Annotated in this window: 17 protein-coding genes; 8 read left to right on the top strand and 9 right to left on the bottom strand. The window is 68.9% G+C overall.

Annotated features, from left to right (window positions below; translation table 11 throughout):
- Positions 1-43: 43 nt before the first annotated feature.
- The gene (locus BDK89_RS19860; RefSeq protein ID WP_133870611.1) at positions 44-1,339 is read left to right on the top strand and encodes a Zn-dependent hydrolase; all 1,296 of its coding nucleotides are present in this window, start codon (positions 44-46) and stop codon (positions 1,337-1,339) included.
- 95 nt (positions 1,340-1,434) lie between these two features.
- Here BDK89_RS19860 and BDK89_RS19865 read toward each other — a convergent pair whose 3' ends face one another.
- Positions 1,435-2,919 (bottom strand): CoA-acylating methylmalonate-semialdehyde dehydrogenase, encoded by a 1,485-nt coding sequence (locus tag BDK89_RS19865; RefSeq protein WP_133870612.1) that lies wholly within the window; start codon positions 2,917-2,919, stop codon positions 1,435-1,437.
- Positions 2,920-3,011: 92 nt separating this feature from the next.
- Between BDK89_RS19865 and BDK89_RS19870 the strand changes: the two genes are divergently transcribed.
- Complete coding sequence (locus BDK89_RS19870) at positions 3,012-3,983, top strand: DNA glycosylase AlkZ-like family protein (RefSeq protein ID WP_166657717.1); 972 nt, start codon at positions 3,012-3,014, stop codon at positions 3,981-3,983.
- Positions 3,984-4,080: 97 nt separating this feature from the next.
- Here BDK89_RS19870 and hydA read toward each other — a convergent pair whose 3' ends face one another.
- The 3 genes from hydA to BDK89_RS19885 all read right to left on the bottom strand — a co-directional run bounded on the left by hydA (position 4,081) and on the right by BDK89_RS19885 (position 7,368).
- The gene (gene hydA / locus BDK89_RS19875; RefSeq protein WP_133870614.1) at positions 4,081-5,496 is read right to left on the bottom strand and encodes a dihydropyrimidinase; all 1,416 of its coding nucleotides are present in this window, start codon (positions 5,494-5,496) and stop codon (positions 4,081-4,083) included.
- Positions 5,497-5,525: 29 nt separating this feature from the next.
- Positions 5,526-6,368 carry a nitrilase-related carbon-nitrogen hydrolase gene (locus BDK89_RS19880; protein WP_133870615.1) on the bottom strand — a complete coding sequence of 281 codons (843 nt, stop codon included), beginning with the start codon at positions 6,366-6,368 and terminating at the stop codon, positions 5,526-5,528.
- Positions 6,369-6,486: 118 nt separating this feature from the next.
- Positions 6,487-7,368 carry a Dyp-type peroxidase gene (locus BDK89_RS19885; RefSeq protein WP_166657718.1) on the bottom strand — a complete coding sequence of 294 codons (882 nt, stop codon included), beginning with the start codon at positions 7,366-7,368 and terminating at the stop codon, positions 6,487-6,489.
- 185 nt (positions 7,369-7,553) lie between these two features.
- On the opposite strand from BDK89_RS19885, the gene BDK89_RS19890 reads away from it, so the two are divergent.
- From BDK89_RS19890 to BDK89_RS19915, 6 genes are all read left to right on the top strand, one after another.
- Positions 7,554-8,633 (top strand): putative selenate ABC transporter substrate-binding protein, encoded by a 1,080-nt coding sequence (locus tag BDK89_RS19890; protein WP_133870617.1) that lies wholly within the window; start codon positions 7,554-7,556, stop codon positions 8,631-8,633.
- Positions 8,634-8,635: 2 nt separating this feature from the next.
- On the top strand, positions 8,636-9,394 hold the full coding sequence (locus BDK89_RS19895) for a phosphonate ABC transporter ATP-binding protein (protein WP_133870618.1): 759 nt from the start codon (positions 8,636-8,638) through the stop codon (positions 9,392-9,394).
- The gene (locus tag BDK89_RS19900) at positions 9,391-10,980 is read left to right on the top strand and encodes a PhnE/PtxC family ABC transporter permease (protein WP_133870619.1); all 1,590 of its coding nucleotides are present in this window, start codon (positions 9,391-9,393) and stop codon (positions 10,978-10,980) included. The genes BDK89_RS19895 and BDK89_RS19900 overlap by 4 nt, the downstream gene beginning before the upstream one ends.
- A 224-nt stretch (positions 10,981-11,204) precedes the next feature.
- Positions 11,205-12,476, top strand: coding sequence for an aspartate aminotransferase family protein (locus BDK89_RS19905; RefSeq protein WP_208294141.1), 1,272 nt, complete (start codon positions 11,205-11,207; stop codon positions 12,474-12,476).
- Positions 12,477-12,810: 334 nt separating this feature from the next.
- Positions 12,811-13,596 carry a peroxide stress protein YaaA gene (gene yaaA / locus BDK89_RS19910; protein WP_133870621.1) on the top strand — a complete coding sequence of 262 codons (786 nt, stop codon included), beginning with the start codon at positions 12,811-12,813 and terminating at the stop codon, positions 13,594-13,596.
- A gap of 167 nt (positions 13,597-13,763) precedes the next feature.
- Positions 13,764-14,597, top strand: a complete 834-nt coding sequence (locus tag BDK89_RS19915; RefSeq protein ID WP_133870622.1) for a MarR family winged helix-turn-helix transcriptional regulator — start codon at positions 13,764-13,766, stop codon at positions 14,595-14,597.
- Between the two features lie 6 nt (positions 14,598-14,603).
- Here the strand turns inward: BDK89_RS19915 and BDK89_RS19920 are convergent, their stop codons facing one another.
- From BDK89_RS19920 to BDK89_RS19940, 5 genes are all read right to left on the bottom strand, one after another.
- Positions 14,604-15,170 (bottom strand): CAP domain-containing protein, encoded by a 567-nt coding sequence (locus BDK89_RS19920; protein WP_133870623.1) that lies wholly within the window; start codon positions 15,168-15,170, stop codon positions 14,604-14,606.
- Between the two features lie 97 nt (positions 15,171-15,267).
- Positions 15,268-16,989, bottom strand: a complete 1,722-nt coding sequence (locus BDK89_RS19925; protein ID WP_133870624.1) for an alkaline phosphatase D family protein — start codon at positions 16,987-16,989, stop codon at positions 15,268-15,270.
- Positions 16,990-17,127: 138 nt separating this feature from the next.
- Positions 17,128-18,054, bottom strand: coding sequence for a dioxygenase family protein (locus BDK89_RS19930; protein WP_133870625.1), 927 nt, complete (start codon positions 18,052-18,054; stop codon positions 17,128-17,130).
- A 98-nt stretch (positions 18,055-18,152) separates the two neighbouring features.
- Entirely contained in the window at positions 18,153-19,019 is an 867-nt protein-coding gene (locus tag BDK89_RS19935; RefSeq protein WP_133870626.1) for an SDR family oxidoreductase, read from the bottom strand.
- 55 nt (positions 19,020-19,074) lie between these two features.
- Entirely contained in the window at positions 19,075-20,214 is a 1,140-nt protein-coding gene (locus BDK89_RS19940; protein WP_133870627.1) for a PP2C family protein-serine/threonine phosphatase, read from the bottom strand.
- Between the last annotated feature and the right edge of the window lie 33 nt (positions 20,215-20,247).

Here is a 20,247-nt window from a genome sequence, read left to right on the forward strand (position 1 = left end):
TCATCCGACGGATGTGTGGTCCGAGAGCGCGTACGGTGTGGCGATGCCTGCTGATCCGAAGCGTGTGGTGGCCGATCTGCTCGAACTGCGAGCGCTGACATCCGAGCCGGTCGAGGGTGGTGCACCCCAGACCGTGTGCGGTCGGCCGTCCGACGAACCGCCGCTCGGCAGCGCACGATTGGCGTGGACCGAGCCGTGGATGCGCGCCCGTGAGTGGTTCGTGTCGACGTTCGACGGGATCCCGGTCGAGATCAACACCGACCCGGCCGGCAACCTCTGGGTCACCCTCCCCGGCGCCCGGCCCGATCGCGTCGTGGTGGGCAGCCATCTCGACTCGGTGCCGAACGGCGGCTGGCTCGACGGTGCGTTGGGCGTGTTGGCCGGCGCCGAGATCCTGCGCGGCCTGCACCGCGACGGTGTGGAACTGCCCGTCTCGTTCAGCGTGGTCGACTGGGCCGACGAAGAAGGCGCCCGCTTCGGTCGTTCGCTCTTCGGTTCGGGCGCCGTGTCGGGCACCCTCGACGTCGAGGCGGTCCGCAACCTGGTCGACAACGGCGGCCGACATCTCGGCGAGGTCGTCGCCGAGCACGGCGTCGAGTTGGAGACCGCACTCACCGCCGGCGACGCCGTGTCGTCGATCGTGTCGTCAGCCGAGTTGCACATCGAGCAGGGACCGCTGCTCGAAGCGGCCGACCTGGCGATCGCCGCGCTGCACGGCATCCTCGGTGTCGAGCGCCGACTGATCCGGTTGAAAGGTCAGGCGTGCCATGCCGGAGCCACACCGATCCCGATGCGCCGCGACCCGACGGTTGCCGCGTCGAGGATGGCGATCGAGATCCGTGAGCTCGGCCTGCAGCACGACGCGTTCACGACGGTCGGTGTGTGGCGGGTGCATCCGAGCGTGCCGACGGCGGTGAACTCGCGAACCGAGTTCTCGGTCGACATGCGTCACCTGTCGCGCGACACCCTCGACGCGTTGGTCACCGGGCTCGAGGAGTTGGTCGGCCGGATCGCCGGCGAGGAGAACGTGGAGGCCGAGATCGACGTGTTGTGGTCGATCGACCCGATCGCCTTCGAACCCGACCTGATCGAGTTCGCCGCCGACGCCGTCGAGACGCGCAGCGGCACGCGTCAGATCATGCCGTCGGGTCCGATGCACGACTCGGCCGAGATGGCGCTGGCCGGCATCCCGACCGTGATGATGTTCGTCCAGTCGCTGAACGGGCTGTCGCACACCCACATCGAGGACACCCGCGAGGACCACCTCGAACAAGCCGTCGCCGCCTTCGACGACCTCGTCCGCAAGATGATCCCCTGGAGCGCCGGTCGCGCCACCTGACCAGAAGGGGTCAGGCACCTTCTGGCAATCGACGTTCTGATCACCTCGGCCTGGTCCGCCAGAAGGTGCCTGACCCCTTCTGGTTCCACCGACTGTCAGCGGGTTTCGGGGAAACCCAGGTCAACGGTGCTGTGGGCGGGGTCGGGCCAGCGGCTCGTGACGACCTTTCCACGGGTGTAGAAGTTGATGCCTTCGGGGCCGTACATGTGGGTGTCGCCGAACAGGCTGGCCTTCCACCCGCCGAAGCTGTAGTAGCTGACCGGGACGGGGATGGGCACGTTGATGCCGACCATGCCGACCTCGATGTCGAACTGGAACTCGCGGGCGGCGCCGCCGTCGCGGGTGAAGATCGCCGTGCCGTTCGCCCACGGGTTGGCGTTGATCATCTCGACGCCGTCCTCGTAGCCGTGCACGCGCACGACCGACAGCACCGGCCCGAAGATCTCGTCGTCGTAGCAGGCCATCCCGGGCTGCACGTTGTCGATCAACGACGGGTCGACGAAGAAGCCCGGATCGCCCTCGGGACGTCGGCCGTCGACGACCACGGTTGCACCACCCTCGGCCGCGCCGGCGATGTAGCCGGCGACCTTGTCGCGGTGCTCGGCGGTGATGAGCGGACCCATCTCCGAATCGGGCTCGTTGCCAGCACCGACCTTCACGCTCGGGATGCGCTCCTGGATCTTGGCGACCAGATCGTCGGCGATCGAGTCGGCGGCGAGCACGACCGAGATCGCCATGCAGCGCTCACCGGCCGAGCCGTACGCAGCGCCGATCGCAGCGTCGGCGGCCATGTCCAAGTCGGCATCCGCGAGGACCAGCATGTGGTTCTTCGCGCCACCGAGCGCCTGCACCCGCTTGCCGTTCGCCGTGCCGGTCTCGTAGATGTACTTGGCGATCGGGGTCGACCCGACGAAGCTCACGGCCGCGACGTCGTCGTGCTCGAGCAGTCGGTCGACGGCGACCTTGTCGCCCTGCACCACGTTGAAACAGCCCGACGGCAGACCCGCCTGGGCGAGCAGCTCGGCGAGGAACAGCGACACCGATGGATCCTTCTCCGACGGCTTCAGCACGAACGTGTTGCCGCACGCGAGCGCGTTGGCGAACATCCACATCGGGACCATCGCCGGGAAGTTGAACGGGGTGATACCGGCCACCACACCGAGCGGCTGGCGGATCGAGTACACGTCGACACCCGACGACGCCTGCTCGCTGTAGCCGCCCTTCAACAGGTGCGGCACACCACATGCGAACTCGATGTTCTCCAGACCACGAGCGACCTCACCCATCGCATCCGACAACACCTTGCCGTGCTCCGCGGTGAGCAGCGTCGCGATCTCCTTGCGGTTCGCGTCGACCAGTTCCCGCATCCGGAACATGACCTCGGCCCGCTTCGACAGACTCGTCGCACGCCACATCGGCGCAGCGGCTTTGGCCGAGGCGACTGCGGCGTCGACCTCGTCGACCGACGCCAGCGCCACCGTGCCCGACTGCTCACCCTTGGCCGGGTTGAACACCGGCGCGGTGCGTCCCGACGTGGACGCCACCACCTTGCCGTCGATCCAGTGCTGAATGTCGTTCATGCAGCAACGCTACAACCGGTTCGCGAGGGGTCGGATACGTTTCGTCGGTCCCACCCGAAACGACCCCGACCCCGTCTGGCAGCATGGGCGCGATGCGGGTGAGCCGGGAGCAGATCGTCTCGTACCGCTTGCAGGTGAACCGGCTCGGACGACGCACGGCGTTCGACGATGCCGGCCTGCGGGCGGCGTCGCACGCCGGGGTGCAGGACTCGATGCCGCGAGCCGCTGTGTTGTCGCTGCACGCACGGCTCGAGGGAGTTCGGCCCGACGTGCTCGACGACCCACGGCTCGAGCAGGTGTGGGGTCCGAAGTTCAGCGCCTACGTGGTGGCATCGGGCGATCGGGCGCCGTTCACACTCGGCCGGCTGCCGCGTCGCGGTGCTCGGCGCGAGCGGGCGCTTCGGATGGCCGACGACCTCCGGCAGTTCCTCGACGGGCGGACGATGACGTACGCCGAGGCCGGTCGGGCGATGGGCGTCGATCCGAATGCGCTCCGCTACGGCACCTTGACCGGCACCATCGTCATCCGATGGGAGGGGTCGGGGCGCCCGACGGTGACGAGCGTCGAGGCACCCGACGTCGACGAGGAAGATGCTCGGCACGAGCTCGCACGACGGTTCCTCCACGTGTTCGGGCCCGCGAAGGTGGACGACTTCGGGCAGTGGGCCGGCGTGAACGCGACCGAGGCACGAACGACGTTCGACGAACTCGCATCGGAGGTGGTGCCGGTCGAGACCCCGCTCGGCGACGCCGTGGTGCTCGCACGCGATGAGACGACGCTGGCGCACTCGACCGGCCGGCCCGAGGGCGTGCGGCTGCTGCCGAGCGGCGATGCGCTGTACCTGCTCTGGGGTTCGCAGCGGGAGTTGTTCGTCGCGGACGAGACGCGCCGGCCCGAACTCTGGACACCGCGGGTCTGGCCGGGCGCGCTCCTTGTCGACGGTGAGATCGCCGGCACCTGGAGCCGCCGTGGTACGAAGGTGGCGGTCGATCCCTGGCGCACCCTGACCAGCGACGAACAGACGGCAATCGACGACGAGGTCGCCAACCTCCCGCTGCCCTAGCCAGATGGGGTCAGGCACCTTCCGGCGTTCGACCTCGTGATGACCCCGACCTGGCTGGCCAGAAGGTGCCTGACCCCATCTGGCGTGACCCCATCTGTCAGTGGAGGTACTGGCTGAGTCCTCGCTTGACGTATTGGCCGTGGCCGACCTTGCCGGTGAAGGTGTCGTTCTCCATGACGACCATGCCGCGGGCCATGACGGTGTCGACCTTGCCGTCGATCTCGAAGCCCTCCCACGCGGAGTGGTCCATGTTCATGTGGTGCTTGTCGTTGATACCGAGCTTGGTCTTCGTGTTCGGATCCCACACGACGATGTCGGCGTCCATGCCCGGGGCGATCGCGCCCTTCTTGTCGAGGCCGAACATGCGCGCCGGGGTGGTGCAGCACGTCTCGACCCAGCGCTCGAGGGTGAGTTCGCCGGTGACGACACCCTGGTAGAGCAGCTCCATCCGGTGCTCGACGGAGCCGATCCCGTTCGGGATGGCCGAGAAGTTGCCGAGACCGAGTTCCTTCTGATCCTTCATGCAGAACGGGCAGTGGTCGGTCGAGACGATCGCCAGCTCGTTCATGCGCAGGCCCTTCCAGAGATCTTTCTGGTGGTGCTCGTGCTTGGTGCGCAGCGGGGTGGAACACACCCACTTGGCGCCTTCGAAGCCCGGCTGCATGAGGTGGTCCTCGAGCGAGAGGTACAGGTACTGCGGGCACGTCTCGGCGAATACGTTCAGTCCGGCGTGCTGTGCGGCGGCGACCTCTTCGAGCGCTTCCGACGCCGACATGTGCACGATGTAGAGCGGCACGTTGCCGGCGACCTTCGAGAGTTCGATCGCCCGGTGCGTCGCCTCGCCCTCGAGCTCGGCCGGCCGGGTGAGCGAGTGGTACATCGGATCGGTCTCACCGCGGGCGAGCGCCTGGGCGACGAGCACGTCGATCGCGATGCCGTTCTCGGCGTGCATCATGATCATGGCGCCGTTCTCGCCGGCCTTCTGCATGGCCCGCAGGATCTGGCCGTCGTCGGAGTAGAAGACGCCGGGGTACGCCATGAACAGCTTGAAGCTGGTGATGCCTTCGTTGTCGACGAGGTAGTCCATCGCCTTCAGCGAGTCGTCGTCGACGCCGCCGATGATCTGGTGGAAGGCGTAGTCGATCGCACAGTTGCCGGCGGCCTTCTCGTGCCAAGCGGCGAGGCCGTCCTGGACGAGCTCGCCGGTCTTCTGGACGGCGAAGTCGACGATCGTGGTGATGCCGCCCCACGCCGCGGCGATGGTGCCGGTCTCGAACGTGTCGCTGGCGAAGGTGCCGCCGAAGGGCAGCTCCATGTGGGTGTGGGCGTCGATGCCACCCGGGATGACGTACTTGCCGGTGGCGTCGACGGTGCGGTCGGCGACGACGCCCATCGACTCGGCCTGGCCGGGGGCGAGGATGGCGACGATTCGCTCACCGTCGACGAGGACGTCGCCGGCTTGGCGGCCGGTGGCCGACACGATCGTGCCGTTGGCGAACAGTGTGGTGGACATGTGGTGTCTCCTTGTCTCGGTCGCTGCGATCAGTGGGCCGTGATCTCGTCGTAGGCCTCGGGACGGCGGTCGCGGTAGAACTGCCAGCCGTGGCGGACCTCACGGATGAGGTCGAGGTCGAGGTCGCGCACGATCAGCTCGGGCTTGTACGCATCGCCGGGCTCGCCGACGAACTGGCCACGCGGATCGACGAAGTAGCTCTGGCCGTAGAAGTCGTTCTCGCCGAGCGGTTCGATGCCGACCCGGTTGATCGCGCCGACGTAGTACATGTTCGCGACGGCGGCGGCGGGCTGCTCGAGCCGCCACAGGTACTCGCTGAGGCCGCGGTGCGTCGCCGACGGGTTGAAGACGATCTCGGCGCCGTTGAGACCGAGGATGCGCCAGCCTTCGGGGAAGTGGCGGTCGTAGCAGATGTACACGCCGACCTTGCCGACGGCGGTGTCGAAGATCGGATACCCCTCGGTGCCGGGCGTGAAGTAGAACTTCTCCCAGAAGCCCTTCACCTGCGGAATGTGCTGCTTGCGGTACTTGCCGAGGTACGTGCCGTCGGCGTCGATGACCGCAGCGGTGTTGTAGTAGTGGCCGGTGTTGACGGCTTCGTACATCGGCAGCACCATCACCATGCCGAGCTCTTTGGCGACGCTCATGAAGCGCTGCGTCGTGGGTCCGTCGGGGATGTACTCGGTGTAGCTGTAGTACTCGGCGTCCTGCACCTGGCAGAAGTAGGGCCCGTAGAAGAGCTCCTGGAAGCAGATGATCTGAGCACCCTGGGCGGCGGCTTCACGAGCGGCCTCCTCGTGCTTGTCGATCATCGACTCCTTGTCGCCGGTCCAGTCGGTCTGCAGCAGGGCTGCCTTCACGATGTTCGCCATGGGCCGACAGTAGTGAGGCGGTTGACAACTCGTAAAGGGTTGGGTCGCCGCGGCGCCCTCGTTTCACACCCCGTTCACAGCCGGACGGGTTCGGGCACCATCTCGTCGACCCGATTCGTCAGTGCAGGAGGTCGATGGGTGGGGTGTAGTACCAGGCGCCGGCGGTGGGGGTCGAGTACTCGGTGATGCGGTCACGGATGCCGTCGACGCCGGCCATCCGTTCGAGCATCGTCTGGACCCGTGCCCGGTCGGAACTGAAGGCGAGGAACATCAATCCGTTCACCCGAACACCGCCGAACGGGGCAGAGCGACGGAACACCTCGAGTTCGTCACCGTCGTCGTCCTCGATCACGACGCGTGCGATGTGGGCGCTCGGATGGTCGTCGAGATCGGGCAGCTCCTCGTTGTCGACGAGCGTCCGGCCGAAGACGAGCTCCTGATCGTGGGGCGACAGCTGCTCGAACCCGCTCAGGTCGTGCTCCCAGCGCTGCAGCAGGGCGACGCTGCCGTACGCACCCGGTTCGCCGTCGGGAACGACAGCGGCGCTGATCGCCTCGTCGATCGGCGGGTTCTCGGTGCCGTCCTCGAAACCGGTCAGGTCGAGGCTCGTCCGGTAGACGAACGGCTGCTCCTCGGCCGCCAGCTCGGCGACCCCCGCCAACGCCTCGACGGCCTGTCGTGCGACGACGAGCATCGCATCCTCCGACGCGCCGTGCAGCCAGATCCACAGGTCGTGCTGGTCGGCCGGCATCGTGTAGCCACCGTCGCCGACGATCGGTTCGAAGTCGGCCAGACCGGTCGGCACCTGGCCGGGCCAGAGCCGCTCGGTGAGCGAGGGCGCGAAACCGACCACGATGTTGGCGCCGGCGACGGTGCCGTTGCCGTCTCGGATCGCTCCGATGCAAGCCAGGAGCTCGGACGGCTCACCGGTGAGGTCGAACTGGAGGTGGTGATGCGCTTTCGTGCCGATCGCGAAGATGCCGGGTTGGGGGATCGCCATACCGAATAGATGTAGCCGAACCGCGCCCGACCCCTGAACCGCGAACGTTCGAGAAACGTGCCGCCGTCGCCTGAACCGGTGTGGGCGCCCCGGTGTACGGTCGCCGGAACGCCGCGCCCAGCAGCGGTGTTCCCCCATTCAACCGACCCGACAGGAGACACCATGTCGTTCCACGGAGGCCGGGCATGAACGCCCGCACGACGCACGCCAGTTGGCGAGCAGACGAACCGTCCATCAACGAGACCAACCCCTCCGCTGCGACGTCATCTCGGCGCCGCACCCGGCGCTCCGTCGCCGCACTCGCCGTGCTCGCCCTCGGGCTCGCAGCCTGCGGCAGCGACGACGACGCCTCCGACGAACCGTCCGATGACACGACGTCCGACACCCCAGACACCTCGTCGACGGGCACCGAGCCCACCCTTCCCACCACCGACGAACCGGCCGAGGGCGGCACCCTGCGCATCGGCGCCATCCCCGACCAGGACCCCGACGTCCTGCAACGCCAGTTCGGTCTCGTGACCGACCATCTCGAGGCCGAAACCGGCTTCGACGTCGAGTACGTCCCCGTCACCGACTACCAGGGCGCCGTCAGCGGCTTCGCCGTCGGCGACCTCGACCTCGTCTGGTTCGGCGGCCTCACCGGCGTGCAGGCCCGCCTCGAAGTCGACGGCGCACACGCCACCGTGCAGCGCGACATCGACGCCGAGTTCACCTCCGTGTTCATCGCCGGCGCCGACGTCGGCATCGAACCCTTCGACGACGTCGCCGGACTCTCGGCGGTCGCCGACCACTCACTCACCTTCGGTTCCGAGTCGTCGACCAGCGGCCGCCTGATGCCGCAGCACTTCCTGGCGGAGGCCGGTGTCGACGTCGAGTCCGACATCACGGGCGAAGTCGGCTTCTCCGGGTCGCACGACGCCACGATCGAGGTCGTCGAAGCCGGCTCGTACGAGGTCGGTGCCCTCAACTCGCAGGTGTGGGACGCCCGCGTCGAAGCCGGCGAGGTCGACACCGACGCCGTCGTCGAGATCTTCCGCACGCCGACGTACTACGACTACCACTGGGTCGCCCACCCCTCCATCGACGAGCGATTCGGTGACGGCGCCACCGACGACATCACCGCGGCGTTCCTCGCGCTGTCGATCGACGACCCGGCCGACGCCGAGATCCTCGAACTGTTCGGCGCCGGTGCGTTCATCGAGACGACCGACGAGAACTACGCGGCGATCGAAGCGGTCGCACGCGACATCGGCGCCATCCGCTGATCGTGTCCACCCCGGCCGTTCGGCTGTCGGGGGTCGACGTCACCTATCCGAACGGCACGCACGCGCTGGTCGGGGTCGACCTCACGATCGATGTCGGTGAACGGGTCGCGCTCGTCGGGCCGTCGGGCGGCGGCAAGTCGACACTGCTCAACCTGTTGAGCGGGCGACTGCTGCTCGACGGCGCCGACGTGGCGGGCGAGGTCGGCGTGCTCGGCGCCGACCCCGGTGCGCTGCGCGGACGAAAGCGGCGGCGTCAGGCGGTGCGGGTCGGGACCGTCCGGCAGGGTCTCGACCTGGTCGGTCCACTGCGCGTCGTGCACAACGTGAACGCGGGTCGGCTCGGCACGTGGTCGGCGGTGCGCTCGTTGGTGTCGCTCGCGCGACCGGCCGAACGTGCCGAGGCAGCGAGCGCAGTCGAGCGGTTCGGGCTCGACCCGGCGCTCCTCGACGTGACGGTCGACGAACTGTCGGGCGGTCAACGACAGCGTGTCGCGGTCGCCCGCGTGTTCCGGCAGGCGCCTGAGCTGCTCCTCGCCGACGAGCCGATCGCCAGTCTCGATCCGGGCCTGAGCGAGCTCGTCCTGGAGATGGTCGTCGACCCGACGGCACCGTGGTCGACGTCGATCGTGAGCCTGCACCAGCCCGACTTCGCTCGGCGGTTCGCCACCCGCGTCGTCGGCGTGCGCGACGGCAGGGTCGCGTTCGACGTGCCGGTCGAACAGTTGACCGAGCGACACCTCGCCACCGTCTACGAACGATGAGGGCACCCGCCGTCGCTCGACCGGTCGTGCGTCGTCGAGGTTCCCCGACGCTGATCGGGCTCGGGGTGCTCGTCGCCTGGGCGGCGTGGCGGGCCACGACGAGTCGCGACGTGCTCAACACACGCGGCTGGTCGTCGTTCGCCGAGTTCTGGACGGCGGTGCTCGACCCCGACCTGAACGCCGACTTCCTCCGGCTCACGGGCGAGGCGATGCTGACGACCGCCTCGTACGCCGTGCTCGGCGCCGTCGCGAGCGTGGCGGTCGGCCTGGTCGGGGCGCCGCTGCTGGCGGACCGCCCGTGGGAGTCGGCGACCGGATCGAGGGCACTGTCGGCCTGCCGAACCGCGGCCCGATGGGTGGTTCGGGCACTCTTCGTCGTGCCGCGCGCCATCCACGAGATCATCTGGGCACTCCTGCTCGTGCAGGTGCTCGGTTTCGACCCGCTCGTCGCGGTGCTCGCGATCGCCTTCCAGTTCGGGGCGATCACCGCGAAGGTGTATGCCGATCTTCTCGACGACGCCGACCCCGCCGCGTTCCGCTCGCTCCGGGCGGGCGGCGCCGGATGGTTCACCGCGATGGTCTACGGCTTGGTGCCGATCGTGCGACGGGATCTGATCGGGTACGGCTTCTACCGCCTCGAGTGCGCGGTCCGGTCGGCCGCCGTGCTCGGCATCGTGGGGCTCGGCGGGCTCGGGAATCAGCTCGACCTGAGCTTCGAGTCGTTGCGGTACGACGAGATCTGGACGTTGATCGCTGCGCTGATGATCCTCTCGGGCCTGGCCGATCGATGGTCGACGGCGGTGCGCCACAGCGGATCCGACGTGGCGGTGCGGTCGTCGTGGATCGCGCTGCTCGTCCTCGTTCCCGTGTCGTGGTGGTACGTCGGGATCGACGTGTCGGCGCTGTGGTCGGAACGGACCCGACGCCTGTTCGGCGACCTCGTCGACGACATGCTCCCGCCACGGCTCGGTCCGGGCGGATGGTCGGAGCTGATCGAGGCGACGGTCGACACACTCGCCATGTCGGTCCTGGCGACGGTGATCGCCGTGACGGGTGGGTTGCTGGTGGCGACGGTCGCTGCACGTCCGCACCGTCCCGACGACGGCGTGGTGCGACGCAGTGCCGGCTGGGTGGCCCGACTGGTGCTGTTGCTGTTCCGCGCCGTGCCGGCGCCGGTGTGGGCGTTCCTGGTGGTGCTCGTGATGTTCCCCGGCATCTGGCCCGGTGCCGTCGCGCTCGGCGTCTACAACACCGGCGTGTTGGGTCGCCTGTTCGCCGAGGTGTTCGACGACCACGACGACCGGGCACGCCGCCAGCTCGACACCGCCGGCGCCGGCCCGGTGGAGCAGTTCACGTACGGGGTGCTGCCGGTGTGCGCACCACGGCTCGTGTCGTTGGCGGTGTACCGGTGGGAGGTCATCACCCGCGAGACCGTGGTGGTCGGCGTCGTCGGAGCCGCGGGACTGGGTCGGCTGATGCAGGAGCACCTGGTGGCGCGCGACTTCGCCGCCGTGACCGGCACGATCGGCGCCCTGATCGTGCTCGCCGTCGCCATCGACGCCATCGGCCGCCGCCTCCGCCCCTAACAAGCCCCGGGTCGGGTGTCGCACGGAACACCGAGGCGCACACCGAGGCGCACCACCACCGGGTCGGGTGTCGTACGGAACGGCGAGGCGCAGCCGAGGCGTTTCGGGAGATCACCCGACCCGGCGCGCACGTCATCACCGGAGTCGGGTGATCTCCGAAAACGTCGACTCCGTCGCCGTTCCCTCCGACACCCGACCCGGTTCCTCGTGGGAGGATGCTGTGCATGGCGGGATTCGCGGAGCAGTTGGTGGCGGCACACGGGCGGTACGCGTCGAAGCGGCCGCGGTCGGCCGAACTGCACGAGCGGGCGCGGACGGTGATGCCGGGCGGGTCGACCCGGTCGGTGCTCGACATGCAGCCGTTCCCGTTCCGGGTCGCGTCGGCACACGGCGCGCGCCTCACCGACGTCGACGGACACGAGTACGTCGACTTCCTCGGCGACTACTCCGCCGGGCTCCTCGGCCACGACCCCGGCCCGGTCGAGGCGGCCGTCACCGACGCGCTGCGACACGGATGGAGCTACGGCGGCGTCCACACCGACGAGGTCCGCTTCGCCGAGGCGGTCGTCGAGCGCTTCCCGTCGATCGAACAGGTCCGGTTCACCAACTCCGGTACCGAGGCGAACCTGATGGCGATCCAACTCGCCCGCCACCACACCGGGCGCGACCGGGTCGTCGTGATGGACCGCGCCTACCACGGTGGCCTGCTGTACTTCGGTCACGGCGGCGAAGCACTGCTGGCGCCGTTCGAGTTCGACCGGCTTCGCTACAACGACGTCGGCGGTGTGTCGGCGATCGACGACGGTGTCGCTGCCGTGCTCGTCGAGCCGATGATGGGTGCCGCCGGGTGCATCGCCGCCGATCCCGTCTTCCTGCGTGCGCTCCGCGACCGGTGCGACGAGGTCGGGGCGCTGCTCGTGTTCGACGAGGTGATGACGTCGCGCATGAGCACCGGCGGTGCGCAACAGCGGCTCGGCATCACGCCCGACCTCACGACACTCGGCAAGTACCTGGCCGGCGGGATGACGTTCGGTGCGTTCGGCGGCCGCGCCGACGTGATGGCAGCGTTCGATCCGGAACGAGGTGGGTCGATGACCCACGGCGGCACGTTCAACAACAACGTCGTGACGATGGCGGCTGGCGCGGCGGCGATGCGCGAGCTGCTCGACGAGGCGACACTCGAGTCGCTGTTCGAGCGCGGTGAGCGCTTCCGCGCCGCTATCGCCGACGTGCTCGACGCCGCTCCCCTGCCGATGTGCGTGTCGGGGTACGGCTCGCTCCTGACGATCCACACCGTGCCCGGACCGGTGACGTCGCCGGACGATCTCGACGGGGGCGACGCAGCACTCAAGGAGTTGGTCGTCCACGGACTGATCGACCGGGGCTTCTACCTGGCGCCGCGCGGCTACATGGCCCTCTCGGCCGCCATCACCGACGACGACTGCACCGCGTTCGTCGCGGCCCTCTCCGCCTCCATCGACGCCATCGCTTCCTGACCCCCGGGCCGGGTGTCGGACGGAACACCGAGGCGCAGCCCCAGCCGGGTCGGGTGTCGGACGGAACGGCGAGGCGCAGCCCCAGCCGGGTCGGGTGTCGGACGGAACGGCGAGGCGCAGCCCCAGCCGGGTCGGGTGTCGGACGGAACGGCGAGGCGCAGCCGAGGCGTTTCGGGAGATCACCCGACCCGGTTGCGCACCGCGTTCACCGGAGTCGGGTGATCTCCGGAAACGTCGACTCCGTCGCCGTTCCCTCCGACACCCGACCCGGTTCCCTCCGACACCCGACCCGCTGAGGTCCCTGCCTCGGTTCGGGTGGCGGTAGAAAGGAAGGGTGCTGATCGTCGTTTCGCCCGCGAAGGCACTCGATTTCGAGTCGCCGCTCCCGACCCGCAAGTTCTCCGAGCCGGAGCAGCTCGACCGGACCCGGGAGTTGGTCTCGGTGATGCGCGACAAGACGCCCGACGACCTGTCGTCGATGATGGGCATCTCGGCCCAGCTCGGCGAGTTGAACTTCGAACGGTTCCAGGATTGGTCACCACCGTTCACGCCCGACAACGCCCGGCCGGCGGTGCTCGCCTTCAACGGCGACACCTACATCGGACTCGACGCCCGCAGCACCTTCTCCGAGCGCGACTACACCCACGCCCAGAAGGTGCTCCGCATCCTGTCCGGCTTGCACGGCGTGCTGCGCCCGCTCGACCTGATCCAGCCATACCGGCTCGAGATGGGGTCGAAGGTCGACACCGATCGTGGCCGCACCCTCTACGACTTCTGGGGCGGCGACGTCACCGACCGCCTCAACGCCGACCTCGCCGCGTCACCCGGATCGAACGTCCTGGTGAACCTGGCGTCGAACGAGTACTTCTCGGTGGTGCAGCCCGACCGGGTCGACGGCAAGGTCGTCACGCCGCGGTTCGAGGACGCCAAGGGCGACGGTGAACACAAGGTGGTGAGCTTCTTCGCGAAGCGCGCTCGTGGCGCCATGGCGGGTTGGATCGTGCGCGAACGGATCAAGAGCGCGAAAGCTCTCGCCGAGTTCGACGAGCTCGGTTACCACTACGCAGCCGATCTCTCGACGCCGGACGAACCGGTGTTCCGCCGCCGCACCGACGCCTGATCGCTCGGCGTCGGGCGACGGCTGCCCGTCCCGGTTCCCGTGTGGCCGCTGGCAGTACGGTAGTGAGCACCGAGTATCTGCGACGACGCCAGCACTTCCTGACCGACCGGCGCTCGCCGCCGTCCGATTGCCTGGTTCGACGATCACCCGCAATACTCACGTTCTCGATGCCTTCCGCCCAGAGCTACCCACCGACGACTGCGGTCGTCGAGGCGACCCGCCTCCTGTCGCTGCTCAACCGCTACTCGATCGAACTGACCGACGCGGTCGGCACGGTGCCGGGTGTGGACGAGCCCGGGAACGGCGAAACCTTGGCGTTGGTCGAGCTGTTCCGCAGCGGGCCGATCAGTTCGAACGACCTCGCCGAGCGGTCGGGGCTGTCGCGACGTGACACCAACCGGTTGGTGAAGACCCTCGACACGCACGGCCTGATCGAGCGGGTGCCGTCCGAATCGGATCGGCGTGTCTTGCTCGTCGGGCTGACGCCGGCGGGTCGCCGCCAGCGCACCAAGTTCGTGCGTTCGCTGACGACGTTCTTCGACCGCACGGCTGAGCTGGCCACCACGATCGTCGACGCCTTCGGCCTCGACGACGAGCCCGAGCTTCGGCCGGTCGGGGACTTGACCGACGCGCTCTCGGCAGCTGCGGCCGTCGCCGGCGCCGGCGTCGCGATCTCGGACGCGCTCGACGACGGTGAAAGCTCGCCTCGGCGCCGTTCGGCCATGGCGTTGATCCTGATCGGGACGGGCGAGGTACAACGGCCGTCCGAACTCGCCGAACGGCTCGGCTACACGAGCGGCGGCATGGCGCACGTGCTCGACGAGCTCGAGCGCAGCGGTTGGATCGAGCGACGGTACGGCACACTCCCCGACGACCGGCGTGCCTCGATCGTCTCGCTCACCGACGAGGGGAGCCGGTGGGTCGCGGCGTCGTGCACTGCGGTTCTGGAGTCGGCACCGGCGGTTGCTCCCGTCTTCGCTGCGCTCAGCGCTCGCGTCTGACCGGCGTCAGCGGGGTGCGCCGAGCACCATCGTCCAGTAGGGCGTCCCGGTCGACGAGTAGGCGACGGCGACGCCGATGTGGACGAGCGAACCGTTGAGCATGTTGGCGCGGTGGCCGGGCGAACCGAGCCAGGCGTCGGTCACGCTCGAGGCGGTGCGCTGCCCGGCGGCGACGTTCTCGGCGATCGCGCTCCACGAGTAGCCGGACGCGTCGACGCGATTGGCCATCGTCGAGCCGTTCGAGCCGGTGTGCGACATCCGCTGGTGCGCCGCCTGGTCGTTCGAGTGCGCCTGCGCCGCTTGAACCAGTCGTGGATGCACGGTGAGCGGCGCGAGCCCGTACTGCGCGCGCACGGCGTTGGTGCGCTCGACCACGACCGTGGCGGGGTCCGCGGCGGGTTGTGAGGGCGGGGGCGGCGTCGCCGACACCTGGACCGAGCCGCCCCGCTCGGCATCGGTGCGCGCGCGAGCGACGAGTTCGGGAGGGCTGGCACCGCCCACGACGGACGTGGTGCCGATCAGGGTTGCGGCGGCCGCGCCGATGACGACCGGGATGACTCGGAGGGTTCGCACTGTGTGCCTTTCTGCCCGCTAGCAGATCGGCCCGCTCCACCCAGTTCTAGCGCCGGTCTCGCCGCCCGACACGGCACCGTCGCGTCGGTCCTGCGTATCAGGGTCGCGGTTCACCCGTCCGGATGACGACGTCGTGTCGGAGGAGTTCGTCGCCCCGCCAGTCCATGGCGACGAGGGCGACCGCGACACCGTCGACGGCCGGCTCGATCTCGACCATGCCGAAGTGGCCACCGCCGGTGATCGGGCCGAGGGTGTACGGGCCGCCCTTCGTGCTCCCCGGTCGGTCGAGTGCGGCGACGTGGAGCAGCGGGAAGCCCGCTCCGTCGGCGGTCGAGTAGTTCGTGTGGGTGCCGTCGTCGATCGCCACCATGTGGGCGTCGCCGGACACCATCACGAGGTTGTCGATGCCGAGCGACGCGATGTGGTCGGCGATCATCCGACGTTCGGCGTCGTAGCCGGCCCAGGAGTCGGCACCGGGTTCGGCCGGATCGACCCACGGAACGGGGTTCGCCCAGACGACGAGATCGTGATCTCGGGCGCTGCGCTCGAGCTCGGCGAGAAGCCAGCGCCGTTGTTCGTCGCCGAGCATCGACTTGGTCGGCGTGTCGGGGTCGCTCTGCGGGTCGCGGGCCGAACGGGCGTCGGTCAGGACGACGCGGGTGGTGCCGATCGTGAACGCCTGGAAGATCGCCGAGTCGGGCCCGGCGAGGTCGTAGTGCGGCACGTACTCGCGGTACGCGACCATGGCCGACGCCCGGCCGGGCGCGTCGCGGTTCGAGTCGTTGGGGCCGTAGTCGTGGTCGTCCCAGACGTAGCCGATGGGGGTCGATCGGTACAGCGCCGCTTGGGCCGGTCGGGTCAGCTGGACGTCGAACACCTGGCGGTAGTCGTCGACGTCGTCGACGAACACGTCGCCGTAGTGGAAGTCGCCGAGGCAGACGTACACATCGGGGTCGAGTTCTCGGATCGCGTCGAAGACCTGTCCGTTCGAGCCGGTGCGGGCGCACGAGGTGAAGACGAGGCGCAACGGCTGGTCGTCGTCGGGGAACGTCCGGAACGAACCCGCACGGACGAGGTCGAGTTCACCGTCGACGGCGACGGCGTAGAAGTACGGCGTCGCCGGTTCGAGACCGTCGACTCGGAACTCGGCGACGCGGTCGTAGACGTCGGCGTACTCGAAGGTGCCGACCACGTCGGTGAGGTCGGCGTTGCGGGCGACGACCAGCTCGGCGTTGGTGAACGGTTGGGTCGGCCGGGCGCGAACGGTGCAACTGGTCGTCGTCATGGCACCGCACCACGCCCAGTCGAGTGGAGAGTCGGGGAGTTCGGCGAGGTCGCTCTCGGGATGGGTCGGCCCCCAGATCAGGTCGTAGACGTATCGCCCCAGTGCGGTGCCGGCGACCACGGCGGCGGCACCACCGGCGACCGTGAACAGGAACCGCCGGCGGTCGAGCGTCATCGCTTTCATCGGCGCAATGTCGTCGGTGTCGACGTCCCCATGGTCGTCGTCTGCCACTTCTCGGCCGCGTTCCGTCAGGCCGATCGACAGCCATGCGAGCACGGCGACTGAGATCGTGCCGATCAGGAAGACAGCCGACCAGGGAACGAGTTGCTGCTGGGCGAACGGCACGAAGGTGGCGACGGCGAACAGCCCGACGACGCCGCCGGTCAGCGGCCAGCGCCAGCTCACTGCAGCACTGATCAGGAAGGCGATGAAGAAGACCGGGAGCACCCGGTCGTCGAACAGGGCACCGCCCGGCTGCACCTCGACGAAGGTCCGACCTCGTCCGACCAGCCCGACGATCGACAGCGCAGCCACGTACGCGACCGTGCCGATCAGCAGCCAGCGCCGCAGGCGCGACGGCGCGCGTGGTTGCTCGGTATCGGTGTCGATGACCTCATGGTGCCACCGGACGCGTCGGCCCAAACGGCACGGCGACCGGCAGCGGGTTCGAGGTCAGGCGATCTGGATCACGCCGTAGCCGAGGAGTGTGCCGTCGCTGTTCTGCTCGAGGGTCAGCAGGTAGTCCTCATAACCCTCCGACGGGAAGACGTTGTCGTTCGCGATCGGCGTGTCCTGCACGCCGCGGTCGGCGTACTGCTCGTGGGTCGTGCAGATCTCGGTGGTGAACGCCTCCGGGAAGCCCCACTGCGAGATGACGCGGGACGTGCCGTCGGGATCGGTCACTGCGAAGTGGATGTGGATCGTCCGGCCGGAGTACCAGCCGGGGAACACGGTGGCGAAGTTGACGCGACCGCTGGCATCGGTGGTGAGTTGTCCGCGGAAGTAGGTGCTCTGTTCGGCTTCGGCGTCGCCCGCGGTGCAGAAGTCGCCGGCGAAACGGTCGGCATCGTCGCTGCTGCTGGTGTCACCCGAGTAGATCCCTCGGACGTCGCAGTGCCACGCCTCGATCGTGTAGCCCTCGAGCGGGTTGCACTGCTCGTCGACGAGTCGGGCGCACAGCTGCATCGGGAGTCCGGTCTTGCCGAGCGAGATGTCCTCACCCGTGTCGGACTGGAAGTAGCAGGGCCCTTCCGTCGTGGCCGCCGTGAGTGCGACGGCGCACGTGGCGGCGGTGGCGAAGATCGAGTCGTCCGGGTAGTCGACGGTGATCAAGTCGGTCCCACCCGACGCCCACGCCCCGGCGGTTGCCGTCGATGTCGTCCCGTCGACGCCGGCCGTCGTGCCGGTCGCGCTGTCGGCGTCGGCGTCCGTCGTGACGCTGGTCGACGAGGGGGCAGCGGTGCCGCTGGTACCGCCGACGGTGTTCGTGCCGGTGGACGAGGCGGCCCCGTCGCCACCGCACGAGGCGAGGAAGGCAACCGCAGGAGCGGCCAGCAGGCCGGTCACGACGCTGCGTCGGGAGAGGGTCCGAGGTGTCATGGACGCCGATGCTACGGACGCCTTCTCCGAACGGACCGTGACGAACCTCAGAGCTCGCCGTGAGTTCTCGCACGGGCCACGATGGGCCCGCCGACGAATCAGCCCGGCGTGATCCGTCCGCCGGTGACGGCGATCGACTCACCGGTGATGTAGGTGGACTCGTCGGAGTCGAGGAAGACGTAGGCGGGCGCCAGTTCGGCCGGCTGCGCAGGACGGCCGAGCGGCGTGTCCTCGCCGAACCCGTCCACCTTCGCCGACGGCATGGTCGCCGGGATCAGCGGCGTCCACACCGGTCCCGGAGCCACGGCGTTCACGCGGATGCCTCGTTCGGCGAGTTCGGTCGACGCCGACTTCACGATGTTGGTGAGCGCCCCCTTCGTCGCCGCATAGTCGAGCAGCTCGGGGCTGGGCGACGTCGCCTGGATCGAGCTGGTCACGATGATCGACGCGCCCGGCTGCAGATGGTCGAGGGCTGCCTGCATCGTCCAGACCGTGTGGAACACGTTGGTCTCGAAGGTGCGCCGGAGCTGCTCCTCGGTGAGGTCGACGATCGACTCCAGCGCCATCTGGTACGCGGCGTTGCAGACGACGATGTCGACGCCGCCCAACTCGGCGACCGTGCGCTCGACCGCAGCGTGACAGGCGTCGCGAGAGCGCAGATCGGCCTCGATCGCGACTGCGGAACGGCCGGCGTCCCGGACCAGACCGGAGGTCGCATCGGCGTCGGCGCGCTCCTCGGGCAGGTACGTGAACGCGACGTCGGCACCCTCACGAGCGAACGCCAATGCGACGGCCCGACCGATCCCGGAGTCACCGCCGGTGACGAGCGCGCGGCGGCCGTTCAGCCGATCGCTCCCTCGGTAGATCTCCTCGCCGTGGTCGGGAGTGGGATCGAGTTCGGTCGTCGATCCCGGATGTTCGATCTGCTGGGCGTCGGGCACAGCGCCGTCTCGTGGGTCCGTCATCGTCATGTCGTTCACGTACCCGCTCGCCGGAGCGGTAATCACCGGAGCCGGGTGTTCACACTGGCGGGTGACGAGGCGCGCCGACCGCCAGGACGGCGATGTCGTCCTGGGCCGACAGGCTCTGGGCGGCAGCTTCATGCATGAGTTCGTCGATGGCGCCCATGGTGCGGTCGAGCGACGTCGACCCGACGAGTCGTTCGACCAAGTCGTCGTCGGACATACGCGGTCGGCGCGACTCGATGAGTCCGTCGGTGAACAACACCAGGTGGTCGCCGGGTGAGAGCGGCACCTCGACGATCGGCGGCGTCACGAACTCGGGGATCATGCCGAGCAGGCGACCGTGACCGACGGGTCGGTCGACGGATCCGTCGGCGCGCACCACGACCGGTGCCGGGTGGCCGGCGTTGACGAACTGCACGTCGAGCCCGTCAGCGGCCTCCCGTCGTGAGACGTGGCCGAACACCGCCGAGCAGTACGCCGTTCCCGGCGTGGTCGTGAGGGCGTCGTGCAACCAGGCCAGCACGCGTGCCGGTCGTTGGAGGTGCAAGCCGGCGACTCGCAGCGTGTGCCGGGCGATGACCATCGTCGCCACGGCGTCGAGGTCGTGGCCGCAGACGTCGCCGATGAAGAAGCCGCAACGATCGTCGGACACTGCGAAGACGTCGACGAAGTCACCGCCGATGTCGAGCGGCGGGGTCACGGACGCGTAGCGGGTGGCGGCATCGACCCAGTCGACATGCAGCGCCGTCGTCGGCAGAGCGTGGTGTTGAAGCCGGTCGAGTGCCGCGGTCATGCGTTCGCGTTGTTCGAACTCCGTCGTCACGTCGAGGAACTGGGTCACGACGACGGTGTCGTCACCGTCGGCGAAGAGGCGGCTGTCGATCGACAGCCACGTGTACGAGCCGTCGTCGACTCGAACACCCATCGTCGCGCCGACCACGTCGCGTCCCGACGCCAGCGCTCGCATGGCGGGATGGTCCTCGCCGGCGAGGGGACGACGTCGAGCGTCGACGGCCTCCCACCTCGGATCGAGCGACGTCACGCCGGTGAGTTCGTCGGCGGTCATCTTCAGTCGTCGGAGCGCGGACGCGTTGAAGTCGATGATCGATCCGTCGGCGGCTTGGACGACGACGCCTTCACGTTGGCGTTCGACGAGGGGCAGCGCGAGCCTCTCGAGCGGGCGGTCGGTGGTCACGGTGACGCACAACCTAGGTCGACCCAACCCATC

It is taken from the genome of Ilumatobacter fluminis (assembly GCF_004364865.1).
Classification (GTDB): Bacteria; Actinomycetota; Acidimicrobiia; order Acidimicrobiales; family Ilumatobacteraceae; genus Ilumatobacter; species Ilumatobacter fluminis.